Source organism: Arenicella sp. 4NH20-0111, from assembly GCF_040366405.1.
Taxonomy (GTDB): Bacteria; Pseudomonadota; Gammaproteobacteria; order Arenicellales; family Arenicellaceae; genus Arenicella.
The window spans coordinates 496109-513803 of sequence record NZ_BAABWF010000002.1 but is presented as its reverse complement, the minus strand read 5'-3'; the positions used below and the strand labels follow the sequence as shown (position 1 = coordinate 513803).

The following is a 17695-nucleotide window of genomic DNA, read 5'->3' as shown; positions in this document are numbered from 1 at the left end:
AACCTTAATGTTAGTCTTCGAGTCGGCGAATTTTCATGCCTTCAAATAAATACGACGCACCCGCACCAACAATCACATCTCCGTCGACCAAGCCGCTCTCGATAGCTAATGACTCACCAACGCTTGCGCCGACCGTTACATCGCGTCTAGCGACGGTCATAGGCTCACCACTGGCAAGCCAAACATATTGGCCTGCGCCATCGCTGAGAACCGCATTAAGGGGGATAGTTATCTGTGGTTCTGCACCGTTGGCGAACGACAGTTTTGATCTAACGACACCGGTCATGCCAGGCAGTATTCTTAGAGACTCAGGTGGCGTGAAGCCAAACTTAGCCTCAAAGGTCTGTGACTTCTCATCTGCTAAACCTGAGGCTTCAAGAATCTCAGCCTTCATTGGAGTTTCTGGTGCGGCATCAAGTAATACCACTGTTTCAATGGGGTTAATTTGCTTTGACTTAGCTACGAGGTTCGCAGGAATTTTAACCACCGCTTCTGCAGCGCCAATTGTCTGTAAGGTTATGATCGGCGTTGACGGCCCAACGGTCTCGAGTTCACTAGCGAGTTTCGCTGCCACACCACCATCAAATGGTGAATAAAGAACCGTGTCCTCAAGCGCTTTTTTAGCATTATCCAGCTGCGCCGATGCAATCTCAAATTGTGATTTACGCTGCTCGAAGACATTTTTAGCAATAGCGTCTTGAGCTATAAGGCGTTCCGCGCGCTCAAACTCAGACTTAGCATTATCAAGCTGAGTTTGTGCTGATTGAAGTTCATTTCGAAACTGGCGCTGATCGAGTTTGGCGATTACGTCGCCTTTCTTAACTTGATCACTAGGGTTAACGCGTAGCTCGATCAACTGCCCAGAAACCTGAAACGCTAAATCTCGTGACGAGGCCGCTTCAATAACCGCAGGAAAATTATAGTTCTTCACGTTACTAGAGGAGCTCACCGTGATTAACTTCGCAGGACGAACTACATCAACTTGCTCAGGTTCGGCGGCCTGCTCGCACGCTGATAAAGTGAGTATTAGGGCAAACGCACCTATTAACTTGCTTGTATCTAGAATCAATCTGCTGTGGACGGTCATTTTTGTTACTCTCGGTTTAATAAGATCGTTTAATAGATCAGTTAATTAAGTGGCGCAGCCTTTAATAGCGTGCCATTTATCTTAAATTTTGGAATACAGTCATGCTACTACAACTTTTCATTGGTTCGATTGTCGTTACGTTGAGCATCATCATTGAAGTTATTTTCATATTTATTGCAGTGCAGAGAATGAACAAGCTGGGTGAAACTAAAGTATTTTCGTCCAACTTGCTGGCTATGATGTTTTACTTAATCGGTATCACTCTCTGGTTACTGTTGGCATTTAGCATTGTTACCTGGCTTTGGGCGTTCACCCTTTTTGGCCTTGGGTCATTTAGTTCGTTAGAGGAAGCCCTCTATTTTTCTATGGTAGCTTTTACGTCTCTCGGTTTTGGTGATTTGATCTTAGGAGAAAATTGGCGGCTTCTTTCGGGCATGATAGCCGCAAACGGCCTTCTACTCTTCGGGCTGAATACAGCCGTGCTAGTGGAAACATTGCGACAAGTACTATTAGCGATGTCATCTAAAACAAAGCCTAATGCTTAGGCGGAAAGTTAGACAACACGGCCTTTACGGCTTCGACAACAGAACCACCATCCGGCGAGATTTCTGATTCATCTAGCGACTTTGACGCTTTGCCATGCCAAACAGGTGCCTTTAATTCGGTATCAAAGATATCTATCGCGATAACTCCTTTGGTATAGGCACCTCGAAAATCTTCATCTACAACCATGTCAAAATAATAAGAGTGGTATTGCTTACCCCACAACCAATTTTCTTTGTTGTCATAAACACTAGACCCTGTTTGGTAAATTTTGGCATTGCTTCGAGCGCCTAGCGTGTAGGCAACTAAAAAGGTAGCGCCCTCAGAGCTGTCGACAAATTTAAAGCCTTTAGCTTGCAACTCATCTTTTATCGCTTGCGTGGCTTTAACTTCTGTTCCTTTAGAAACAGGCAAATCTCCCGAGACAACTAAGGGTGGATTATGCGCCCAAGAAAATGTTTTATATGAGCTGAATGAAAGCGACCGGTTGTAATCTTGATAAACCGACGGTGTACTCACGCAAGCACCTAACAATAGGCTTATTAGTAAATAACTCTTTTTCATCATGTATATCTCTAATTCTTAAAGATTTCGTTCAATGTTAGGTTCTCAATATCGTCAACATATGACATTGGGAACTTCCAGGCAACACGCCCTTGTTCACGGCTCAAACCTCGTTGGCTAGGAACCAAACCAAACCTAAGTACTGAAATAACATCACTACTAACCCACGGGCTGGATCGAAAATACGAGTGACCATGAGACGCTAATATCTTAGGGGCACCCGAAACATCTATGACATCGATATTACTGTTATCGAACAGTTCAATGAGGTGGGCAGGTAATGTTTCATCCTCTTTCAATTGCCCTAGCCTAAGCTCCTTAAATAGAAAACTAGAAACGCCCAAGGCGGTGTCTTTAGTAGAACCATATACTGTTAAGCGGCTTGGTAGCTCAGCGATTCCATCAGAGATCGCAATTGCAAAAACCGTTGGGTTCAGGTCACTGGCAATCAACATCGCATTGCCTATTTTCCCTCCAACATTATCTTTGGCGATTGCTAGTTCTCGCAATGCCGTGACAACTAAGCGACCACCAGCGCTATGGCTCACGAGGTGAATTTTTCTGGCTGTTGTATTATCCGCCAAATACCCAATAAGCTTGCCCAAGTTATGGCCGCTAACTTGAGCATTTTCAGTATCTTTGAAATAGCCGAATCGTGCTGTTGTAGCAGGCCAAAGGAAATTGATCATTACACCTTCATAGCCAAGGTAGTGCCAAAGCTCTCCAGCGACTAACGGCGGGCTATCAAAACTATCGTGTGCGCCGTGAACATAAATGAAAATATCTTTTTGCTGAGACACTTCAAGTTTTTGATCGATTAAGCTAATTAAACGCTTATCGCCGCCCTTAGCTTGCTCGAGTTCATCCAAATCAGTCAATCGACCAAACGGTAACGCCGATTTCAAAACGCCAAAGGTTTCGACCTTAGAAATAGACAGCTGATGCTTACCATACTGGTTCAAAACCACAGAATTCAGGCCTGCGCTAAAAAACGGATTTCGTTCCTTGGAATATTCTTTGAGTTTATCAATACGTTTTTCTATCGAAACAGGAGCACGATCTGTAATGTAAAGAACGCCCTCATAGGGAGCATCAGCGGATAGCTCTGCAGACGCTAGGCTTTGTGTAACAGCATTGGTGTAGATTAGCGGTGTAGGCATTAGCTTCAAACGCTGAGCACTCGTTTGAACACAAGCCATAAGGTGCAAGGCCATTGTTAGTAAGGTAAACAGCTTTAATACACTTTGAATGCGTTTCTTCACAGATTGATTGCTAGGTTTAATTACTTAAGTTTATAAGATAAAAGTTAAACAAAGCGCGGTCAATCGAGTCTCCTTTAAATCACCCGAAACTAATAGCCCTAGCTTCAATAAAACACTTTAAAGCATTCTATCAGGGAGATAAAAAAGCGATCGATCAAGAAGGTACAACTGCTGATCAATTTGGGTCATTACTAAGATTGTTTTTTGAAACACCCTTTTCTAATTCCTTCACGATAAAAGCGATAGCTTGCTTGCCCGGACTGAGAGAGTGTTGCGAGCACCGGAAATGTCAGTAAATTTAAGCGCCGTTTACTATAGTAACTCACGGATTCTTAGAATAATGAATCGCACAAAAAATCATCAAAACAATGATTATTGAGCGAAGAAAGATAAAGGACGTCTGCGGCCTAGTGCGCCACTTTATTTTTCTATCAAATTCCGTTTGTGGAACAATTCTTACGCGGTCACGCTATTTTGAATCCACCGTGTCTTTTCCTTTGATAATAAGTACTTTAGCTGTTTGTCCAGAGTAATTGGACTAAAGTCGCTATCTATTATTGCCAAAAGAATCTATCTTGAGACTGCCCATATTTAGCAATCAGAATTAGCCAGTCGCCCTTACCGTCGGTTTTGACTCATATCTCTCTATGGTGTGATCAAGCAAAACGATAATTAGACTGACTAAGAGGCAGGGCAATATGCATTGTGGGGCGAGTAAATTTAGTGTGCGGTCAAATGAAGTTTTTTTCGGATTAGTGTTTACTGGCCGCAAATTCCGCTCAGAAATTCGAGCATCAGCGCCTGTCGGCGGCGGTTTAACATTCATAAAACTGTCTTTTATGGCGGTTATGCTGAGTATCATTATATTGATACTACCCCTAAAATCGCAGGCGCAGTCCATCACCTATTCTGGAGGCGATTTTACCGAAACCTCAGCGAATGATGGCTCAGTCACGGGTTCTATAAAAGCCACCCTATCCGGTGACAACTACCTCACTCCACTCGACATTAATACCGATGTCACTCTGGGCAATATCCCTGCGGGTTTAATGCCGTCTATCAGTGTTGTTCCGAGCGCAACTAATTGGGCGGCACAAGCTGCCACCGAGGCGAGTTCCTGGAATTCGGTGACCTATGGCGATGGACTGTTTGTGGCCGTGGCAGGAAGTGGCACGAATCGCGTAATGACCTCCCCCGATGGCGTTAATTGGACCGCAAGAGCCGCGACAGATGCGAACTCTTGGACCTCAGTGACCTATGGCAACGGTAAATTTGTGGCTGTGGCTAGTGTAGGTACTCGTCTAGCAATGACTTCGCCGGATGGTATTACATGGACCCCTGTTAGGTCCGCCGCCGTCGAAGGTCACTTTTGGAACTCAGTGACCTATGGTAATGGACTGTTTGTGGCCGTGGCAGGAAATGGTACGAATCGTGTTATAACCTCGCCTGATGGCATTACTTGGACCTCAAGAGCTGCTTCTGAGGCTAATGTCTGGCAAACAGTGACCTACGGCAATGGATTGTTTGTGGCGGTAGCAATAAATGGTACGAATCGCGTAATGACCTCGCCTGATGGCATTACTTGGACCTCAAGAGTCGCTGCCGAGGCCAATTTCTGGCAATCAGTGACCTACGGCGATGGACTGTTTGTGGCCGTAGGCGGAAATGGAACGAATCGGGTGATGACTTCGCCCGACGGCATTACCTGGACACCCAGGGCCGCTGCCGAAGCCAACTTTTGGAGTTCGGTGACGTATGGCAACGGCCAATTTGTGGCGTTAGCAAGAAATGGCACAAACCGCGTAATGACTTCCGCTGATGGCATCATTTGGACTCCCAAAGTCGCCACTGAGGCAAATAGTTGGAATGGCGTAGCACTCGGCAAAGGCCAATTTGTGGCCGTAGCCAGCAGTGGCACAAATAGAGTGATGAGAGCCGCCGCTGATGCCGTTGCAACCTTAACCCTTTCTGGCAATGCCAGCACTCACACAGATGCAAATGACGTTAGTAATATTACTTTTGACTTTGCCGACAGCGCGTTTAGTACCCTATTGGCTGCCAATGTTAGCGATGCGACTGGCCCAGCGAGTTCAAACTTTGGCGTGGACTTTAATGCGCCTCCAAACATCACATACGGCGGTGGTTTTAATGAAACCTCAGCCAATGATGGTTCAGTCACGGGCTCTCTAACGGCTACCTTATCAGGTGATAGTTACCTTCCCTCTCTGAACATCACCACCGACCTCACCTTGGGCAATATTCCCGACGGTCTCATACCATCCATCGGGGTTGTGCAAGGAACGGCTAGTTGGGAAACTCAGCTAGCCGCGGAAACCAACACTTGGAAATCGGTAGCCTATGGTAATGGGGTGTTTGTGGCGGTGTCCGCGCTTGGTACAAATAATGTGATGACCTCGCTCGACGGCATCACTTGGACCGCAAGAACGGCCGCCGAACAAAATTTTTGGACCTCGGTAACCTATGGTAATGGCCAGTTTGTGGCCGTGGGGGTTCTTGGTTCGAACCGAGTAATGACGTCACCTGATGGCATCACTTGGACCGCAAGAATCGCCGCCGCCGAAAATTTTTGGACTTCGGTGACCTATGGCAATGGCCAGTTTGTCGCCGTGGCAATAACTGGCACGAATCGGGTAATGACGTCTCCTGATGGCATCACTTGGACCGCAAGAGTCGCTGCTGAAGATAACCCTTGGAGAGCGGTGACGTATGGTAACGGTCTATTTGTGGCCGTCGCGTCCAGTGGCCTTAATCGGGTAATGACGTCACCTGATGGCATCATTTGGAGTGCACAAACTGCCGCAGAGACGAATATTTGGACTTCGGTGACCTACGGCAATGGCCAGTTTGTGGTCGTGGGGACAATTGGTACAAATCGCGTGATGACTTCGCCCGATGGCATCACGTGGACGACACGAACAGCTGCCGAGGCGAATGCTTGGAGCTCAGTTACCTATGGCAATAGCCAGTTTGTGGCCGTGGCGAATGATGGAATGAATCGAGTAATGACCTCACTCGATGGCATATCCTGGACGGCAATCGCCGCCGCCGAGTCTAATGAGTGGACATCTGTGATCTATGGTAGTGACCTTTTTGTTGCCGTTGCGGAATCGGGTGTCAACCGCGTGATGAGTGCATCCGCGGATATTGTCGGAGTATTAACGCTGTCTGGGAATGCCGATGTTCATCTTGATGCTAACGACGTTGCTGATATTACCTTTGGTTTTACCGACAGTGCCTTTAAGTCCGTATTGGCTACTAACATTGTTAATGCAATCGGGCCAGTGAGTTCAAATTTAGGGATTGATTTTAACAATCCCCCCAACATTACCTTTGGAGGCAGCGGGTTCGATGAGAGTGCGGCCGATGATGGCTCCGTCAGCGGTTCGATCACCGCAACTTTGTCAGGCGACAGTTACGTCTCCCAACTCATTATGGATGCCGATGTTGGTTATCTTTTTCCACTCCTTGAGGATCCCGATATCGTTCTGGGAAATATCCCCCCAGGCCTGATACCAACCTTGAGCGTAGTACCCGAAACCGCTAATTGGTCGGCTCAATCCGCGGCCGAGGCAAACCAATGGCAATCAGTCGCCTATGGTAATGGGCTGTTTGTGGCTGTGGCGATAAGTGGCGCAAATCGCGTGATGACGTCGCCCGATGGCGTTACTTGGACACCCAGAGCCGCTGCGGAGGATAATTTTTGGACCTCGGTAAGTTTTGGCAATGGCATGTTTGTCGCTGTGGCGCAGAACGGTGTCAATCGAGTAATGACGTCGCCCGACGGCATCAACTGGACGCCCAGAGTGGCTGCCGAGGCCAGTGAGTGGGTCGCGGTGACCTATGGTAATGGTCAATTTGTGGCCATAGCGCAACTCGGTGTCAATCGAGTAATGACCTCCCCAGACGGTATTACGTGGACTTCAAGAACTGGCGCACAAGCCAATTTTTGGAGCTCGGTGACCTACGGCAATGGGCTGTTTGTGGCCGTGGCGAGCAGTGGCGCAGATCGTGTGATGACCTCGCCTAATGGTATTATCTGGACACCACAAGCCGCCGCCGAAGGCAACGCTTGGAACTCGGTCACTTATGGCAATGGGCAGTTTGTGGCTGTCGCGTCTAATGGTACGAATCGAGTGATGACGTCTCCCGATGGTATTACTTGGACTGCACGAACCGCCGCCGAAGGCAACGCTTGGAACTCGGTGAGCTATGGCAATGGCCAGTTTGTGTCTGTAGCGCAAACGGGTATTAATCGGGTGATGACCTCCGAAGATGGCATTACATGGGTGTCAAGAGCGGCCGCCGATATAAGTGAATGGATCTCTGTGGTCTATGGCAATGATCAGTTTGTGGCTGTTGCATTCTTGGGTGCTAACAGGGTAATGACGGCATCGGCCGATACAGTCTTAACCCTAACGTTGTCTGGCAACGCCGACGTTCACATCGATGCAAACGACATTAGCGATATAACGTTCGATTTTACCGACAATGTGTTTAGTGCCGTCTCGGCCAATAACATAGTTAATGCCAGCGGACCAGCAAGCAGTAATTTGGGTGTGGATTTTGATGACCCTAACTTAGTCAGTCTTAATGCTTCCGCTCTTATTGGGGCTGAGGACGATGGCACGGTGATTACCCTAACTGGCACTTCAGCACGGCCAGTGGGCGGCGACCAAACTTTATCTTTAATCACCTTAGGTACCGCGATCGATGGTGTTGACTACATACTCAGCAACCGCACCATCACCATTCCAGATGGCGGCACATCTGGCAGTGAGACCTTCACGGTTTTATCAGACGCAGTTATAGAAGGCAATGAGTCAGCGACTGTGTTAGTCATTGTCGTTTCTCGAGGTATTGGCTATGACGGCTTTCTGAGCCAAACGATTAAAATCGTCGACAGGCCAGATCTCGACAATGACACGATTATAAATGCATCCGATAATTGCCCATACCGAGCTAATGCCGATCAAGCCGATCTCGATAGCGACGGCGCAGGCGATGTCTGTGACAGTGACGCCGATAACGATCAAGTTACCTCAGGTACCGACACCAACGATTTAGACCCACTGGTCTGCCAAGACACTGATTTGGATTCTTGTGACGATTGCAGCTCGTCTACCTTCGCGCCTAACGATGACGGCTTAGACACTGACGGTGACGGCATGTGTGATACTGGGGATTTAGATGATGACAATGACGAGATACCTGACAACATTGATAACTGCCCGCTTGTTGAGAATCAAGATCAAAACCTATCGCTATGCGAAGATGAAATGTGTTTTCCTATTAAAACTAAAAATAGAGGAGTCGCGGTTATTTGTCTGTAATGGTGAGTTGGCCATAGGAAAGTCAGTGTAAGGCAGCTATTAGCAAATAGGATACTGCGCTAATTCGTGAGCGCAGTATCATTCAAACCGAAGTAGGCGCATTGAATCGTATCGCAGGCGCTATTGAGTGGCCAGAATGCTCAACTTTGCGCCGCTGAAAAGAATGCAAGAACTTGGCCTAGTCGTGCCCCGTTGTATTCACACCTGTTGTGTTATTTTTCACCGAGCTGAAAACATAAATGGATTTCACGTCGAAGCGTTTTTTTCTATTCCTCTAGCATCTTCAGGATATTCACAGGAATTGGCAATAGCTTATATGAGTCGCCTTTTTGGAAAATATTCGCGCTAGACGTTAATCGAAATAATTTTCTAGGGAGAGCCGGATTACGCGCTATATCTATTACATAACGCCCTCTTTTACCCACCGCTAAGCCAAGCTACATCCACTGTAGCTTGGCTTCTTTTGTGTGAGCTTCTAATAACTAGAATGTTAGTTGGAATCTAACCCGGAACTCACTGCCGTCATCGTTGCTCAAGTTATCTTCACCGTCAGTATAATTGACGCCGAACCGAATATTTTTGTGTGCGTACCAGTTCACGCCTAGTGTGTAGGAAGTGGCGTCGGTACGACCCAATTCAATGTCGCTGTAGTTGGCATCTCCATCTTCATAACGCGCAACAACTTCCCAGGCGCCAGAATTGCCCTTTGGTTTAACACGCTTGAATATCCCGCCTTTGTACGGTCTTGATTCGCCGGTTAGAATATAACCAGCTTGAACATAATAGCCACTGATATCATCAGTACCTTGTTCGCCATCCATATACTCTGCTTGAATATGAAACGGGCCTGAAGTGGCTGCTGCCTCAAAACCCAACGCACTTTCATCGTCGATATCCCTATAAGCTAAGCCAAGATGGACAACACTCGAGTCTGACTTTATTGGCGCAATCGTATAACGAGCAGCAAAGCCTGTTTCTTCGCCTTCTTCATTATCATTTACATCATCATAAAATATAGAGGCCGCGTAGGTAGAATTGCCAGATTTACCATGAAACTTAATACCTTCTTGCCGACCGAGTGCGTATTGTTCCGTGGCGGCCGAGCGCTCAAGCACACTGATGTCCTTTGAACTTGTAATCTGCTCTAGGCCAAACGGTTGAATAAAATTACCCACAGTAACGTTTGCGCCGCTACCCCAGCCCGTATACGTTAAATATAAATCTTCAACGCCGCTACCGTTGGTATTGAACTGACTTTTAAACTTCCAGTCTTTAGCGATGTTACCCTTGATAGCGATACGGCCACGACGTAAATTAAAGCCGTCTTCGTCAGTTACGCCGTTTTCTTCCGCCTTGTTGTAATCGTACATAATACGACCGCCGACCGAAAAATTGAAATCGCCGCTGCTTACCTTTAACCCACCCTTGGTGGAGACTTTGACCTCGGCATTGGCCGTACTCGACATCATGGCCAATGTGGAAAATACTGCTAATGCTAATTTAGTTTTCATGGAACTCTTTCTAACCTCTAATGTGTAAATTAAAAAACGTAATAATGGAAAAATAGTTAAAAGGCTTATCGACGGTTGTCGACAAGATGAAAATTGGAAATGTGTTCAACTAGAAACATGGCAAAGTTTCTCTTCGATACCAAGGTGATAGGATTGACCATCTCTAGCAACCGTGACATTGTTCGGTAAGCTGATTGGGTTTTCCTCGAACCAAACGTCTAGTTCGTGCCCTATATGAGTTAGCACGCTGTTAACCGGTTGTATCTGATCGTGAATATTCAGCGCCATGGTCAGGTCATTATGATTTCTGGGTGGCTCGTCTCTGGGTGGCTCGCTAGCGTCGATAATGGCAAGCCCTATTTCTTTTTTTTGCAGAAATCTGGTGACCTCGTCTGATAGGCCAACTGTATCGGTGAGATAAGCTAAATTTTGAGAGTTGTCATAGATTGACTCAATGAAATACCCATACGTGAGCTTTGAATGCTCCAATGGTAGTGGCGTTATCTGAAATGGGCCTAATTCAAAGCGTTTAAATGCAACGGCTTTTTGCTTAAAATCAAGAATCCCAGGATGTTTAAATAAGTCACCGCAACCTTCCGTGTCGTCTGGACCAATGACAGAAATTGTTCTATTGCACCCCCAACGCAACTTAAATAAGCCCATCACATGGTCCATATGATAATGAGTTAAGAGGATGTTATCGAGAGAGAACTTAGAAAAGTAATCTTGCAAGTTAGGTAGACCAGCATCGATAACAATTCGAAATCCATCTTCTTCGAGTAACGCAGATGTTTCCGCACGCGCATACTCTATGTGATTTCGAGCGCGATAACATGCAGCACATTCGCAGCCTAACACTGGCGCTCCGTGAACACTGCCGCTTCCTAAAACAGTAAGTCGCATAATGGGCCTATCTACACCGTATATGGTTGCATAACTGCTTACCAGCAGCGGCAAGTGAACCATTATTGTCGATTGTGTGAACTATATTTTTGATCCCGTAGTCAACGCTACGTACTCTCTTTAATCGTTGCTCAATCTGATCATCCGTCTCTCGGGCACGCTTAACGAGTCGCTCTCTAACTGTGTCTTTTGAAGCTACAATTAAAATTGGTTTTAACTCTGGGTATTTCTCTATCGCCTGCCCAAAGTAGTCGCGCGAGCCGTTAACAATGACGGTCAGACCATTAGTCAGCCATCGATCAATTTCGATGCCGATGCCGTATTGATTGCTGTGCGCACCCCAAGTCATCGCAAAACACCCTGCTTGATCGCGATGCTCGAATTCATCTTTTGATAGAGCGATATGGTTTTCACCATTTAGATCTACCGGTCTAGTGATGTATCGATGTGCGAAAACCAACCTTGATTGTGAAACCAATTCATTTCTTGCGTAATGCAATAGGCTGTCTTTGCCGACCCCTGACGCGCCCATAATGTAAATGAGGTTCTTACTATTGTGAGCTGCTTTACTCATTTCCGTAACTCGTTTGATAAACTAATTTTCCCGCCGACCAGGTGTGTGATGCTTGAGCAAGGTCACCAAAGTGCGCAACAGCCACTAAATCTGCACGTTTGCCAACCGAAATTTCGCCTCGGTCTAATAGACCAACAGCGTTTGCAGGGTTAAGTGACACTAGGTTTATTGCGTCGGGCAACGACAAGTCCGTAATACTGGGCAGCTTGAAGACGGCCGCCAATAATGCGGCCGGTGAATAGTCGGCACAAAGACAGTCGGCAACGCCTGCATTAATAGCGTCGACCGCACGCATCGACCCTGATTGACTTTTACCTCGCAAAATATTAGGTGCGCCAACGATAGTCTTGAGTCCCTTGTCTTGAGCGTATTTCGCAGTATCGAGATCAATTGGGAATTCGGAAATGGTGACCCCCAAACCATGCATCGTATCTACTCGCTGCTGATTATCATCATCATGACTCGCCACTGAGATTTTATTTTTTTGTGCGCACTTTATAAGCTTTTCTACGCGCGACATAGCGCCACTAGCGGCCAGTTGTTTGCGGTCAACTATTTCATCGAGTTTTTCGTCGCTGGTTTTATACGTGCGACTGAGATAATCGCGATAGGCGGCGAGGTCCTTAAACTGTCCCTGCCCTGGCGTGTGATCCATCAAGGAAAGAAGGTGCATCGACTTATCATTGAGCAAGCTCATGAGCTGCTCTAGTCCAGACTCGTCGGTTACCTCGTAGCGGCAATGCACTCTATTGTCCACTAGTGCATTGCGTTGCCATTGGTTTACCGATCGCACAATCTCGGCGGCAAACTCATTATTGCGAACGCCTAACTCCTCGTTGGCGAACGATAAGGCATGGAAAATAGTGGTCACACCCGCGGCCGCATTACGTTTATCGGCCTGAGCGATCGCGAAATCCAGAGGAAAATGTACGTTAGGGCGAGGTTCCACCTCTTTTTCTAACGCATCGCAATGCAAATCAATCATCCCAGGCAGCAGTGTTTTACCGGACAGGTCAATTTCTATTGCCCCGTTAACGTGACTAGAATTAATGCTTTGAATAAAACCTTGATCAATTAATAGCGATGCGTCGCTAACTACTTCATTACTGAGTACAATTTGCGCACCCGTTAGGTAATATTGGTTTGTCATCTTAATGCCTTCTTTGAACAAGAGTGTCTGGGTCGACGGGCGATCTTAGTTCGACAGTAATGTCACCAAGCCGTTTAATTAGTTGAGGAGAATGGAATATCGCAAGAATGGCCGTACCGCGATTCTTTAACGCATTGATTTGTGTTATTACACGCTCTGCAGTTTCTTCATCAAGACTCGCAGTTGGTTCATCTAACAGCAAAAGACGGGGTTCGCAGACGAAGCCCCTAGCGAGGTTAACGCGCTGTTTTTCGCCGCCAGAAAACGTAGCTGGCGATAGTTGCCAGAGCCTTTCGGGTAAATCTAAGTTTTGCAGCATTTTTCGCGCAGCTTCTATCGCTAACGACTTGTCTACGCCTTTTCGTATTAGCGGGGCGGCCACAATGTTTTCACTAGACTGTCGTGGTAAGGCGCGGAGAAACTGAGTTACAAACCCAATTTCATTCTCACGTAAGCCCAATATTTGATGGTCATCAGCTAGGGCAAGATCAATCGTGTTTGATGTTCGTGTGGTGTAAAGAAGTCGCCCAGAACTCGGAAGATACGTGCGATAGATACTTTTTAGCACCGTTGATTTGCCAGCACCAGTTGGGCCGACCAATGCCGTAAGCTTACCGGCCACAACCGATAAATTGACATTACTCGAGGACGGTATCAATTTACTTTGGTCATGCATTTCAAATGACTTAGAAAAATTCTCGATTTTCAAAACAGTTTCTTTCATTTGCCATCTCCGCCTATAACGCTGATGCAACGAGTTGTTGTGTGTAAGCGTGCTGAGGATCTTCGATAACTTGATCGGTTAAACCAGCTTCCACAACACGGCCGTTCTTCATCACCAAGGTTCTACCTGCAAGTAAGCGAATTACTCCTAGGTCGTGAGTTACTACAATCATGGCCGTTTCAAACTCTTGTTGGATTTCTAAAATCAGATCAAGAATCGCTGCTTGAACTGATAGATCAAGACCGGTTGTGACCTCATCTAAAAACAACAGCGGAGGGTTGATGGCTAGTGCTTTAGCTATTTGCACGCGCTGCTGCATGCCTCCAGAAAAATTGCCTGGCTGTTCGTCTACTCGCGCTATAGCAACTTCGGTACGCGAAAGAAGTTCGCATGCTCGATCACGTATCTGTTGGTAATGACGAAGGTCGTTCATTAACAGGCGCTCGGCGATATTGCCTCCGGCAGACACGTTAAAATTCAAGCCCAAGCCGGGGTTTTGATACACCATGCCAAAGCGGTGATTACGCAAATTTCGTTTTTGTGCTGGGTTTAGACTAAACAGGTCGTACTGCTGGTTTGAGTCGTAAAAACGTGCTGATCCGTGAGTTGGTTCTTGATCGAAGAAGAGTGTTTTTACGGCCGTTGACTTACCAGAACCGGACTCCCCCATGATGCCAAGTATTTCGCCTTTACATAGATCGAACGATATATTGTGAGCAGCAACAATTGACCCGCAGGCAGGGCAAATATTCGTACTAAATTCGGGGCCAGTACTCTCGTAACATTCCATACAACTTGGGCCATAAACTTTGCTTAGGTTCCTGACTTCTAATACCTTAGTCATTGGCAAGCTCCTCGGCATCAGCGCTATTGTCTATTTCAGTGTTTGAATGTGATGCGCTATTTTTTCTCAAACTTAGAAAGCGCGAGCAATAGTCACTGTCAGAACACTGGAAGACGAGCGTTTGAGTTTCAGCGTCCAGATATTCATCAAGAAAGCTTTCGGTCGACCCACATCGTTGGCAGGCTCGACGTTGTCCGTCTTGGTTGACAAAATTTTCAATATGAAATGGTTGGTCGTCAAACACCAAGGGCGCCGCGTCGGTAAACGGTGGTACGGCATAGATTTTCTTCTCTCTACCCGCGCCAAGTAAAACCAGTGCTTTTGATTGGTCTAATTTGGGCACGTCATAGCGAGGGATTGGCGATGGGTCAATTACGTAATGACCGTTTATACATGTGGGGTAGCGATGCGAAATCGTCACTTCATCAAAATGTACGATGTCTTCATACAATTTCACGAGTAGTCGCGAATAATCTGCTTCCCCGTGCATGACTTTTCGCTTTTCTTCAGAGGGCTCCACAATCACCAACGGATCTGGGTAAGGCACCTGAAGAACCAACACTTGCTTTTCTGTTAGGGCTAACTCTGGAATTCGGTGTCGCGACTGTATTATGTCTGCATCAGCCGTTTTGGTTGTGGTGTTAACACTGGGGCAGACGGATTCAATAAACCCTCTCAAGTTTACGGCGTTCACCGAATCGTCAGAGCCTTGATCAATAACCTTGAGAGTTTGCCCCCGCCCTATTATCGACAGAGTCAATTGCAAACCACCTGTTCCAAAGCCACGACCCATCGGCATTTCTCGACTTGAATACGGTACTTGGTAGCCGGGTATCGCAATAGCCTTGAGCACAGTACGACGAATTTCTTTTTTTGCGAACTCATCTAGAAAACCAAATTGAGTAGCCTCTGCTGTGTTCATTTGCTCGCCTCTGCGTTCGAAGTGGTTATTTTAGTTGGGTTACGTGTACTTCGAAGTCGATCCATATCGGACTGAAATGTGACGTAGTGCGGCATTTTGTAGTGCGAGCAGAAGCCCATGGAGTCAACACCATCAATATGAAGCAACACGAATTCAGGGTCTTCCGAAGGGTTGCTAGGCCCATGCTCCATGCCTGTCTGCAAGGATCGATCCAAGATCGCCATTGAAATGGCCTTGACTTCGTTATGACCAAAACAAGCGCCATAGCCCAGTTTAAACGTTGGTTTTTGCCCTTCTTCGCTGGCTTCAAACATCGCAACTATTTCGCATTCCGTCATGAGTATTTCGCCCACTTCCGTTAACTCACCAGTGATGGGGTGCGGCAACATAACGGGTAAGTACCCTACTCTTAATTCGGCTACTGTCGGGTGAATATCACCGTATCCACGCATATTGGAATAAGCGATGCCAAGCATCGATCCGGTTTCAGCACGTGCCATGGTCGATAACGCCGCTGAACGAGGTACCGGAAAAACCAACGGCTCTCGGGTGATATCAAAGGGCACGCCATCGCGTTCACTAGCAATATCTGGCAGTAAACCTTCTGCGCGAAGTGCATCCAGCACCTTCGGAAAGGTGTCTGGCAGGTCTGATTCAGGCATTGACTGTAACCAATCTTTGGTGACTTGCTTAAACTGCTCCGGCGATTCATTCAGCAGTTCCATCCGCATCATACGTAATGAGTAATCGGTAGACGGGCCTAACATCTGACCACCTACAATGTCTTTAAAAGACGCCGAAATCCGACGAATTAGACGAAGCTCTCCGCCACTATGCGTTGGGCTTTCTAGTAGTCTCGGTTTGGTAGAACGGTAGGCACGTAAAGCGAATGCCGCTTCTAAGGTATCGCCAAGACTTTGTTTAATTGCGAGCGACGCAAGTTTGGGGTGGTACACGCCTCCCTCTGAAATTACCCGACTTTGCAAAAAACGCAGTTGATGTTCTATTGCGTTTACTGAAACAGACTCTCCTTCGTCACCTTCTCGGCAACGCAAAAACTCCAATACCGCTTCCGCACCGCCAATGGCAATGCCACCGCCCTTGATCGCAACGTAACTCATGTCAAACACTCCACTTTGGTTGTGCGGGGCAATGCTAAAACTGATGTTTCACTAACAACAATCAGGTCAGCGCCTAGAGGAAATTCACTGTTCCAATTTTCACGTTGCTGTAACCAGCTGCTATGAAGATCTGACACAACCACGTCGATTTCACCATCAACTCCTGGACCACTTAGCCGCCAGAGGCGCTCCTCTTTTGACGTGTCTGTTATCTCATTGCTCAAGTTATTGACGGAGACAATGACTGTCCCAGAAAGCTCTGGCGAGACCAAACTCCCTAGATTCGGATTTATAGAACACGGCAAAGAACCATCACAAATGATGTAGTTGGCTGCATCAGAACTTACCGTCTGACACTGCGACAAGGACCAATCCTCATCGGTTATCAGTGAGTCATGGTTACAAGCTGTTACCTGAGCGTCAAACAATGTAGCAAGCACTGCCGTAACCGCATTCGACTTACCTAATCTAGACTCTAAATTATGAATAGAGCCCGGGCGTGACATGGCTTGCATTAACGACTGGAAAATTTCATTCTGGGTATCGGCATACCAAATAGAATCCAGATAGTAGTGTTGCTTCTCTTGATCAGCGTTACTTAGTGATTCATAACTCATCATCGTCTCCGTCCGCCATGCTCAGTAGTGAAAAGTCAACTTTGGTACGCATTAGCATTGAATTACGAATGGCTTGCTCGCGAAGGACGTTTTTCTTGCCTAATAGAACCAACTCGATCAAGCTTTCAAAGCCGCTTACCTTGTGTGCAAGGACGGCATCAGCGATGGCTAGAGATGTCGCATAGCTTGAATCGTCATCCAAGATTTGTGCGGCGCCTTGAATTTGACGACCATCTGCGAGTGTTAACTCTATACTTGCCGTAGCCAATGGGAACTCACCAAGAAAGAAAGACTGCTCAAGAGCTGAATCTTTTAATTTCAACATTCCGAGGCCAGATGCTGGAAGAGCGATTGGGCGCACATTGAATTCTTTAGCTATCTCATCAACAGTTGAAACAAGTTGTTCACGGGGCAAAGCCATCAATGCCGAAGTCCAACTTACTCGACCGCCTATGTCTCCGTTAGTGCTTGTTGAGTTATGATCAAGGCCGCTCATAGATAGATCCCATACAAGGTTTGAGT

Annotated in this window: 15 protein-coding genes; 2 read left to right on the top strand and 13 right to left on the bottom strand. The window is 46.8% G+C overall.

The genetic code is table 11. The annotated features are described in order from the left end of the window. Positions 1-10: 10 nt before the first annotated feature. The gene (locus tag ABWW54_RS06325; protein ID WP_353411289.1) at positions 11-1087 is read right to left on the bottom strand and encodes an efflux RND transporter periplasmic adaptor subunit; all 1077 of its coding nucleotides are present in this window, start codon (positions 1085-1087) and stop codon (positions 11-13) included. Between the two features lie 101 nt (positions 1088-1188). Here ABWW54_RS06325 and ABWW54_RS06320 point away from each other — a divergent pair, with 101 nt between their 5' ends. After that, the gene (locus ABWW54_RS06320; protein ID WP_353411288.1) at positions 1189-1632 is read left to right on the top strand and encodes an ion channel; all 444 of its coding nucleotides are present in this window, start codon (positions 1189-1191) and stop codon (positions 1630-1632) included. On the opposite strand, the gene ABWW54_RS06315 is transcribed toward ABWW54_RS06320, so the two are convergent. Beyond that, positions 1622-2197 (bottom strand): DUF4136 domain-containing protein, encoded by a 576-nt coding sequence (locus tag ABWW54_RS06315; protein ID WP_353411286.1) that lies wholly within the window; start codon positions 2195-2197, stop codon positions 1622-1624. The two genes, ABWW54_RS06320 and ABWW54_RS06315, sit on opposite strands and share 11 nt — an antisense overlap. An 8-nt stretch (positions 2198-2205) precedes the next feature. Then, positions 2206-3456, bottom strand: coding sequence for an alpha/beta hydrolase (locus ABWW54_RS06310; RefSeq protein ID WP_353411284.1), 1251 nt, complete (start codon positions 3454-3456; stop codon positions 2206-2208). 848 nt (positions 3457-4304) lie between these two features. On the opposite strand from ABWW54_RS06310, the gene ABWW54_RS06305 reads away from it, so the two are divergent. Next, entirely contained in the window at positions 4305-8807 is a 4503-nt protein-coding gene (locus ABWW54_RS06305; protein ID WP_353411282.1) for a beta strand repeat-containing protein, read from the top strand. A gap of 482 nt (positions 8808-9289) precedes the next feature. On the opposite strand, the gene ABWW54_RS06300 is transcribed toward ABWW54_RS06305, so the two are convergent. The 10 genes from ABWW54_RS06300 to phnG all read right to left on the bottom strand — a co-directional run bounded on the left by ABWW54_RS06300 (position 9290) and on the right by phnG (position 17669). Next, positions 9290-10318 (bottom strand): OprO/OprP family phosphate-selective porin, encoded by a 1029-nt coding sequence (locus ABWW54_RS06300; protein WP_353411280.1) that lies wholly within the window; start codon positions 10316-10318, stop codon positions 9290-9292. Between the two features lie 105 nt (positions 10319-10423). After that, positions 10424-11221, bottom strand: coding sequence for a phosphonate metabolism protein PhnP (phnP, locus tag ABWW54_RS06295; RefSeq protein ID WP_353411278.1), 798 nt, complete (start codon positions 11219-11221; stop codon positions 10424-10426). Between the two features lie 7 nt (positions 11222-11228). After that, complete coding sequence (phnN, locus tag ABWW54_RS06290; protein ID WP_353411276.1) at positions 11229-11795, bottom strand: phosphonate metabolism protein/1,5-bisphosphokinase (PRPP-forming) PhnN; 567 nt, start codon at positions 11793-11795, stop codon at positions 11229-11231. Continuing rightward, the gene (locus ABWW54_RS06285) at positions 11788-12945 is read right to left on the bottom strand and encodes an alpha-D-ribose 1-methylphosphonate 5-triphosphate diphosphatase (protein ID WP_353411274.1); all 1158 of its coding nucleotides are present in this window, start codon (positions 12943-12945) and stop codon (positions 11788-11790) included. Before ABWW54_RS06285 ends, phnN begins: the two co-directional genes overlap by 8 nt. 1 nt (position 12946) lies before the next feature. Beyond that, a complete protein-coding gene (gene phnL, locus ABWW54_RS06280; RefSeq protein ID WP_353411272.1) occupies positions 12947-13669 on the bottom strand; it encodes a phosphonate C-P lyase system protein PhnL in 723 nt (240 codons plus the stop codon). A gap of 13 nt (positions 13670-13682) precedes the next feature. Beyond that, positions 13683-14513: an ATP-binding cassette domain-containing protein gene (locus ABWW54_RS06275; RefSeq protein WP_353411270.1), complete on the bottom strand. Its 831-nt coding sequence runs from the start codon at positions 14511-14513 to the stop codon at positions 13683-13685. Next, on the bottom strand, positions 14506-15435 hold the full coding sequence (locus tag ABWW54_RS06270; RefSeq protein ID WP_353411268.1) for an alpha-D-ribose 1-methylphosphonate 5-phosphate C-P-lyase PhnJ: 930 nt from the start codon (positions 15433-15435) through the stop codon (positions 14506-14508). Before ABWW54_RS06270 ends, ABWW54_RS06275 begins: the two co-directional genes overlap by 8 nt. After that, complete coding sequence (locus ABWW54_RS06265) at positions 15432-16556, bottom strand: carbon-phosphorus lyase complex subunit PhnI (protein ID WP_353411266.1); 1125 nt, start codon at positions 16554-16556, stop codon at positions 15432-15434. The genes ABWW54_RS06270 and ABWW54_RS06265 overlap by 4 nt, the downstream gene beginning before the upstream one ends. After that, on the bottom strand, positions 16553-17176 hold the full coding sequence (gene phnH, locus ABWW54_RS06260) for a phosphonate C-P lyase system protein PhnH (RefSeq protein ID WP_353411264.1): 624 nt from the start codon (positions 17174-17176) through the stop codon (positions 16553-16555). The genes ABWW54_RS06265 and phnH overlap by 4 nt, the downstream gene beginning before the upstream one ends. Continuing rightward, positions 17163-17669: a phosphonate C-P lyase system protein PhnG gene (gene phnG / locus ABWW54_RS06255; RefSeq protein WP_353411262.1), complete on the bottom strand. Its 507-nt coding sequence runs from the start codon at positions 17667-17669 to the stop codon at positions 17163-17165. Before phnG ends, phnH begins: the two co-directional genes overlap by 14 nt. Positions 17670-17695 lie beyond the last annotated feature (26 nt).

What these genes read in the sequence shown, in the direction of transcription:
- ABWW54_RS06325 (WP_353411289.1), bottom strand. Translation starts at nt 1,087, where the DNA reads ATGACCGTCCACAGCAGATTGATTCTAGATACAAGCAAGTTAATAGGT.
- ABWW54_RS06320 (WP_353411288.1), top strand. Translation starts at nt 1,189, where the DNA reads ATGCTACTACAACTTTTCATTGGTTCGATTGTCGTTACGTTGAGCATC.
- ABWW54_RS06315 (WP_353411286.1), bottom strand. Translation starts at nt 2,197, where the DNA reads ATGATGAAAAAGAGTTATTTACTAATAAGCCTATTGTTAGGTGCTTGC.
- ABWW54_RS06305 (WP_353411282.1), top strand. Translation starts at nt 4,305, where the DNA reads ATGCTGAGTATCATTATATTGATACTACCCCTAAAATCGCAGGCGCAG.
- ABWW54_RS06300 (WP_353411280.1), bottom strand. Translation starts at nt 10,318, where the DNA reads ATGAAAACTAAATTAGCATTAGCAGTATTTTCCACATTGGCCATGATG.
- phnP (WP_353411278.1), bottom strand. Translation starts at nt 11,221, where the DNA reads ATGCGACTTACTGTTTTAGGAAGCGGCAGTGTTCACGGAGCGCCAGTG.
- phnN (WP_353411276.1), bottom strand. Translation starts at nt 11,795, where the DNA reads ATGAGTAAAGCAGCTCACAATAGTAAGAACCTCATTTACATTATGGGC.
- ABWW54_RS06285 (WP_353411274.1), bottom strand. Translation starts at nt 12,945, where the DNA reads ATGACAAACCAATATTACCTAACGGGTGCGCAAATTGTACTCAGTAAT.
- phnL (WP_353411272.1), bottom strand. Translation starts at nt 13,669, where the DNA reads ATGAAAGAAACTGTTTTGAAAATCGAGAATTTTTCTAAGTCATTTGAA.
- ABWW54_RS06275 (WP_353411270.1), bottom strand. Translation starts at nt 14,513, where the DNA reads ATGACTAAGGTATTAGAAGTCAGGAACCTAAGCAAAGTTTATGGCCCA.
- ABWW54_RS06270 (WP_353411268.1), bottom strand. Translation starts at nt 15,435, where the DNA reads ATGAACACAGCAGAGGCTACTCAATTTGGTTTTCTAGATGAGTTCGCA.
- ABWW54_RS06265 (WP_353411266.1), bottom strand. Translation starts at nt 16,556, where the DNA reads ATGAGTTACGTTGCGATCAAGGGCGGTGGCATTGCCATTGGCGGTGCG.
- phnH (WP_353411264.1), bottom strand. Translation starts at nt 17,176, where the DNA reads ATGATGAGTTATGAATCACTAAGTAACGCTGATCAAGAGAAGCAACAC.
- phnG (WP_353411262.1), bottom strand. Translation starts at nt 17,669, where the DNA reads ATGAGCGGCCTTGATCATAACTCAACAAGCACTAACGGAGACATAGGC.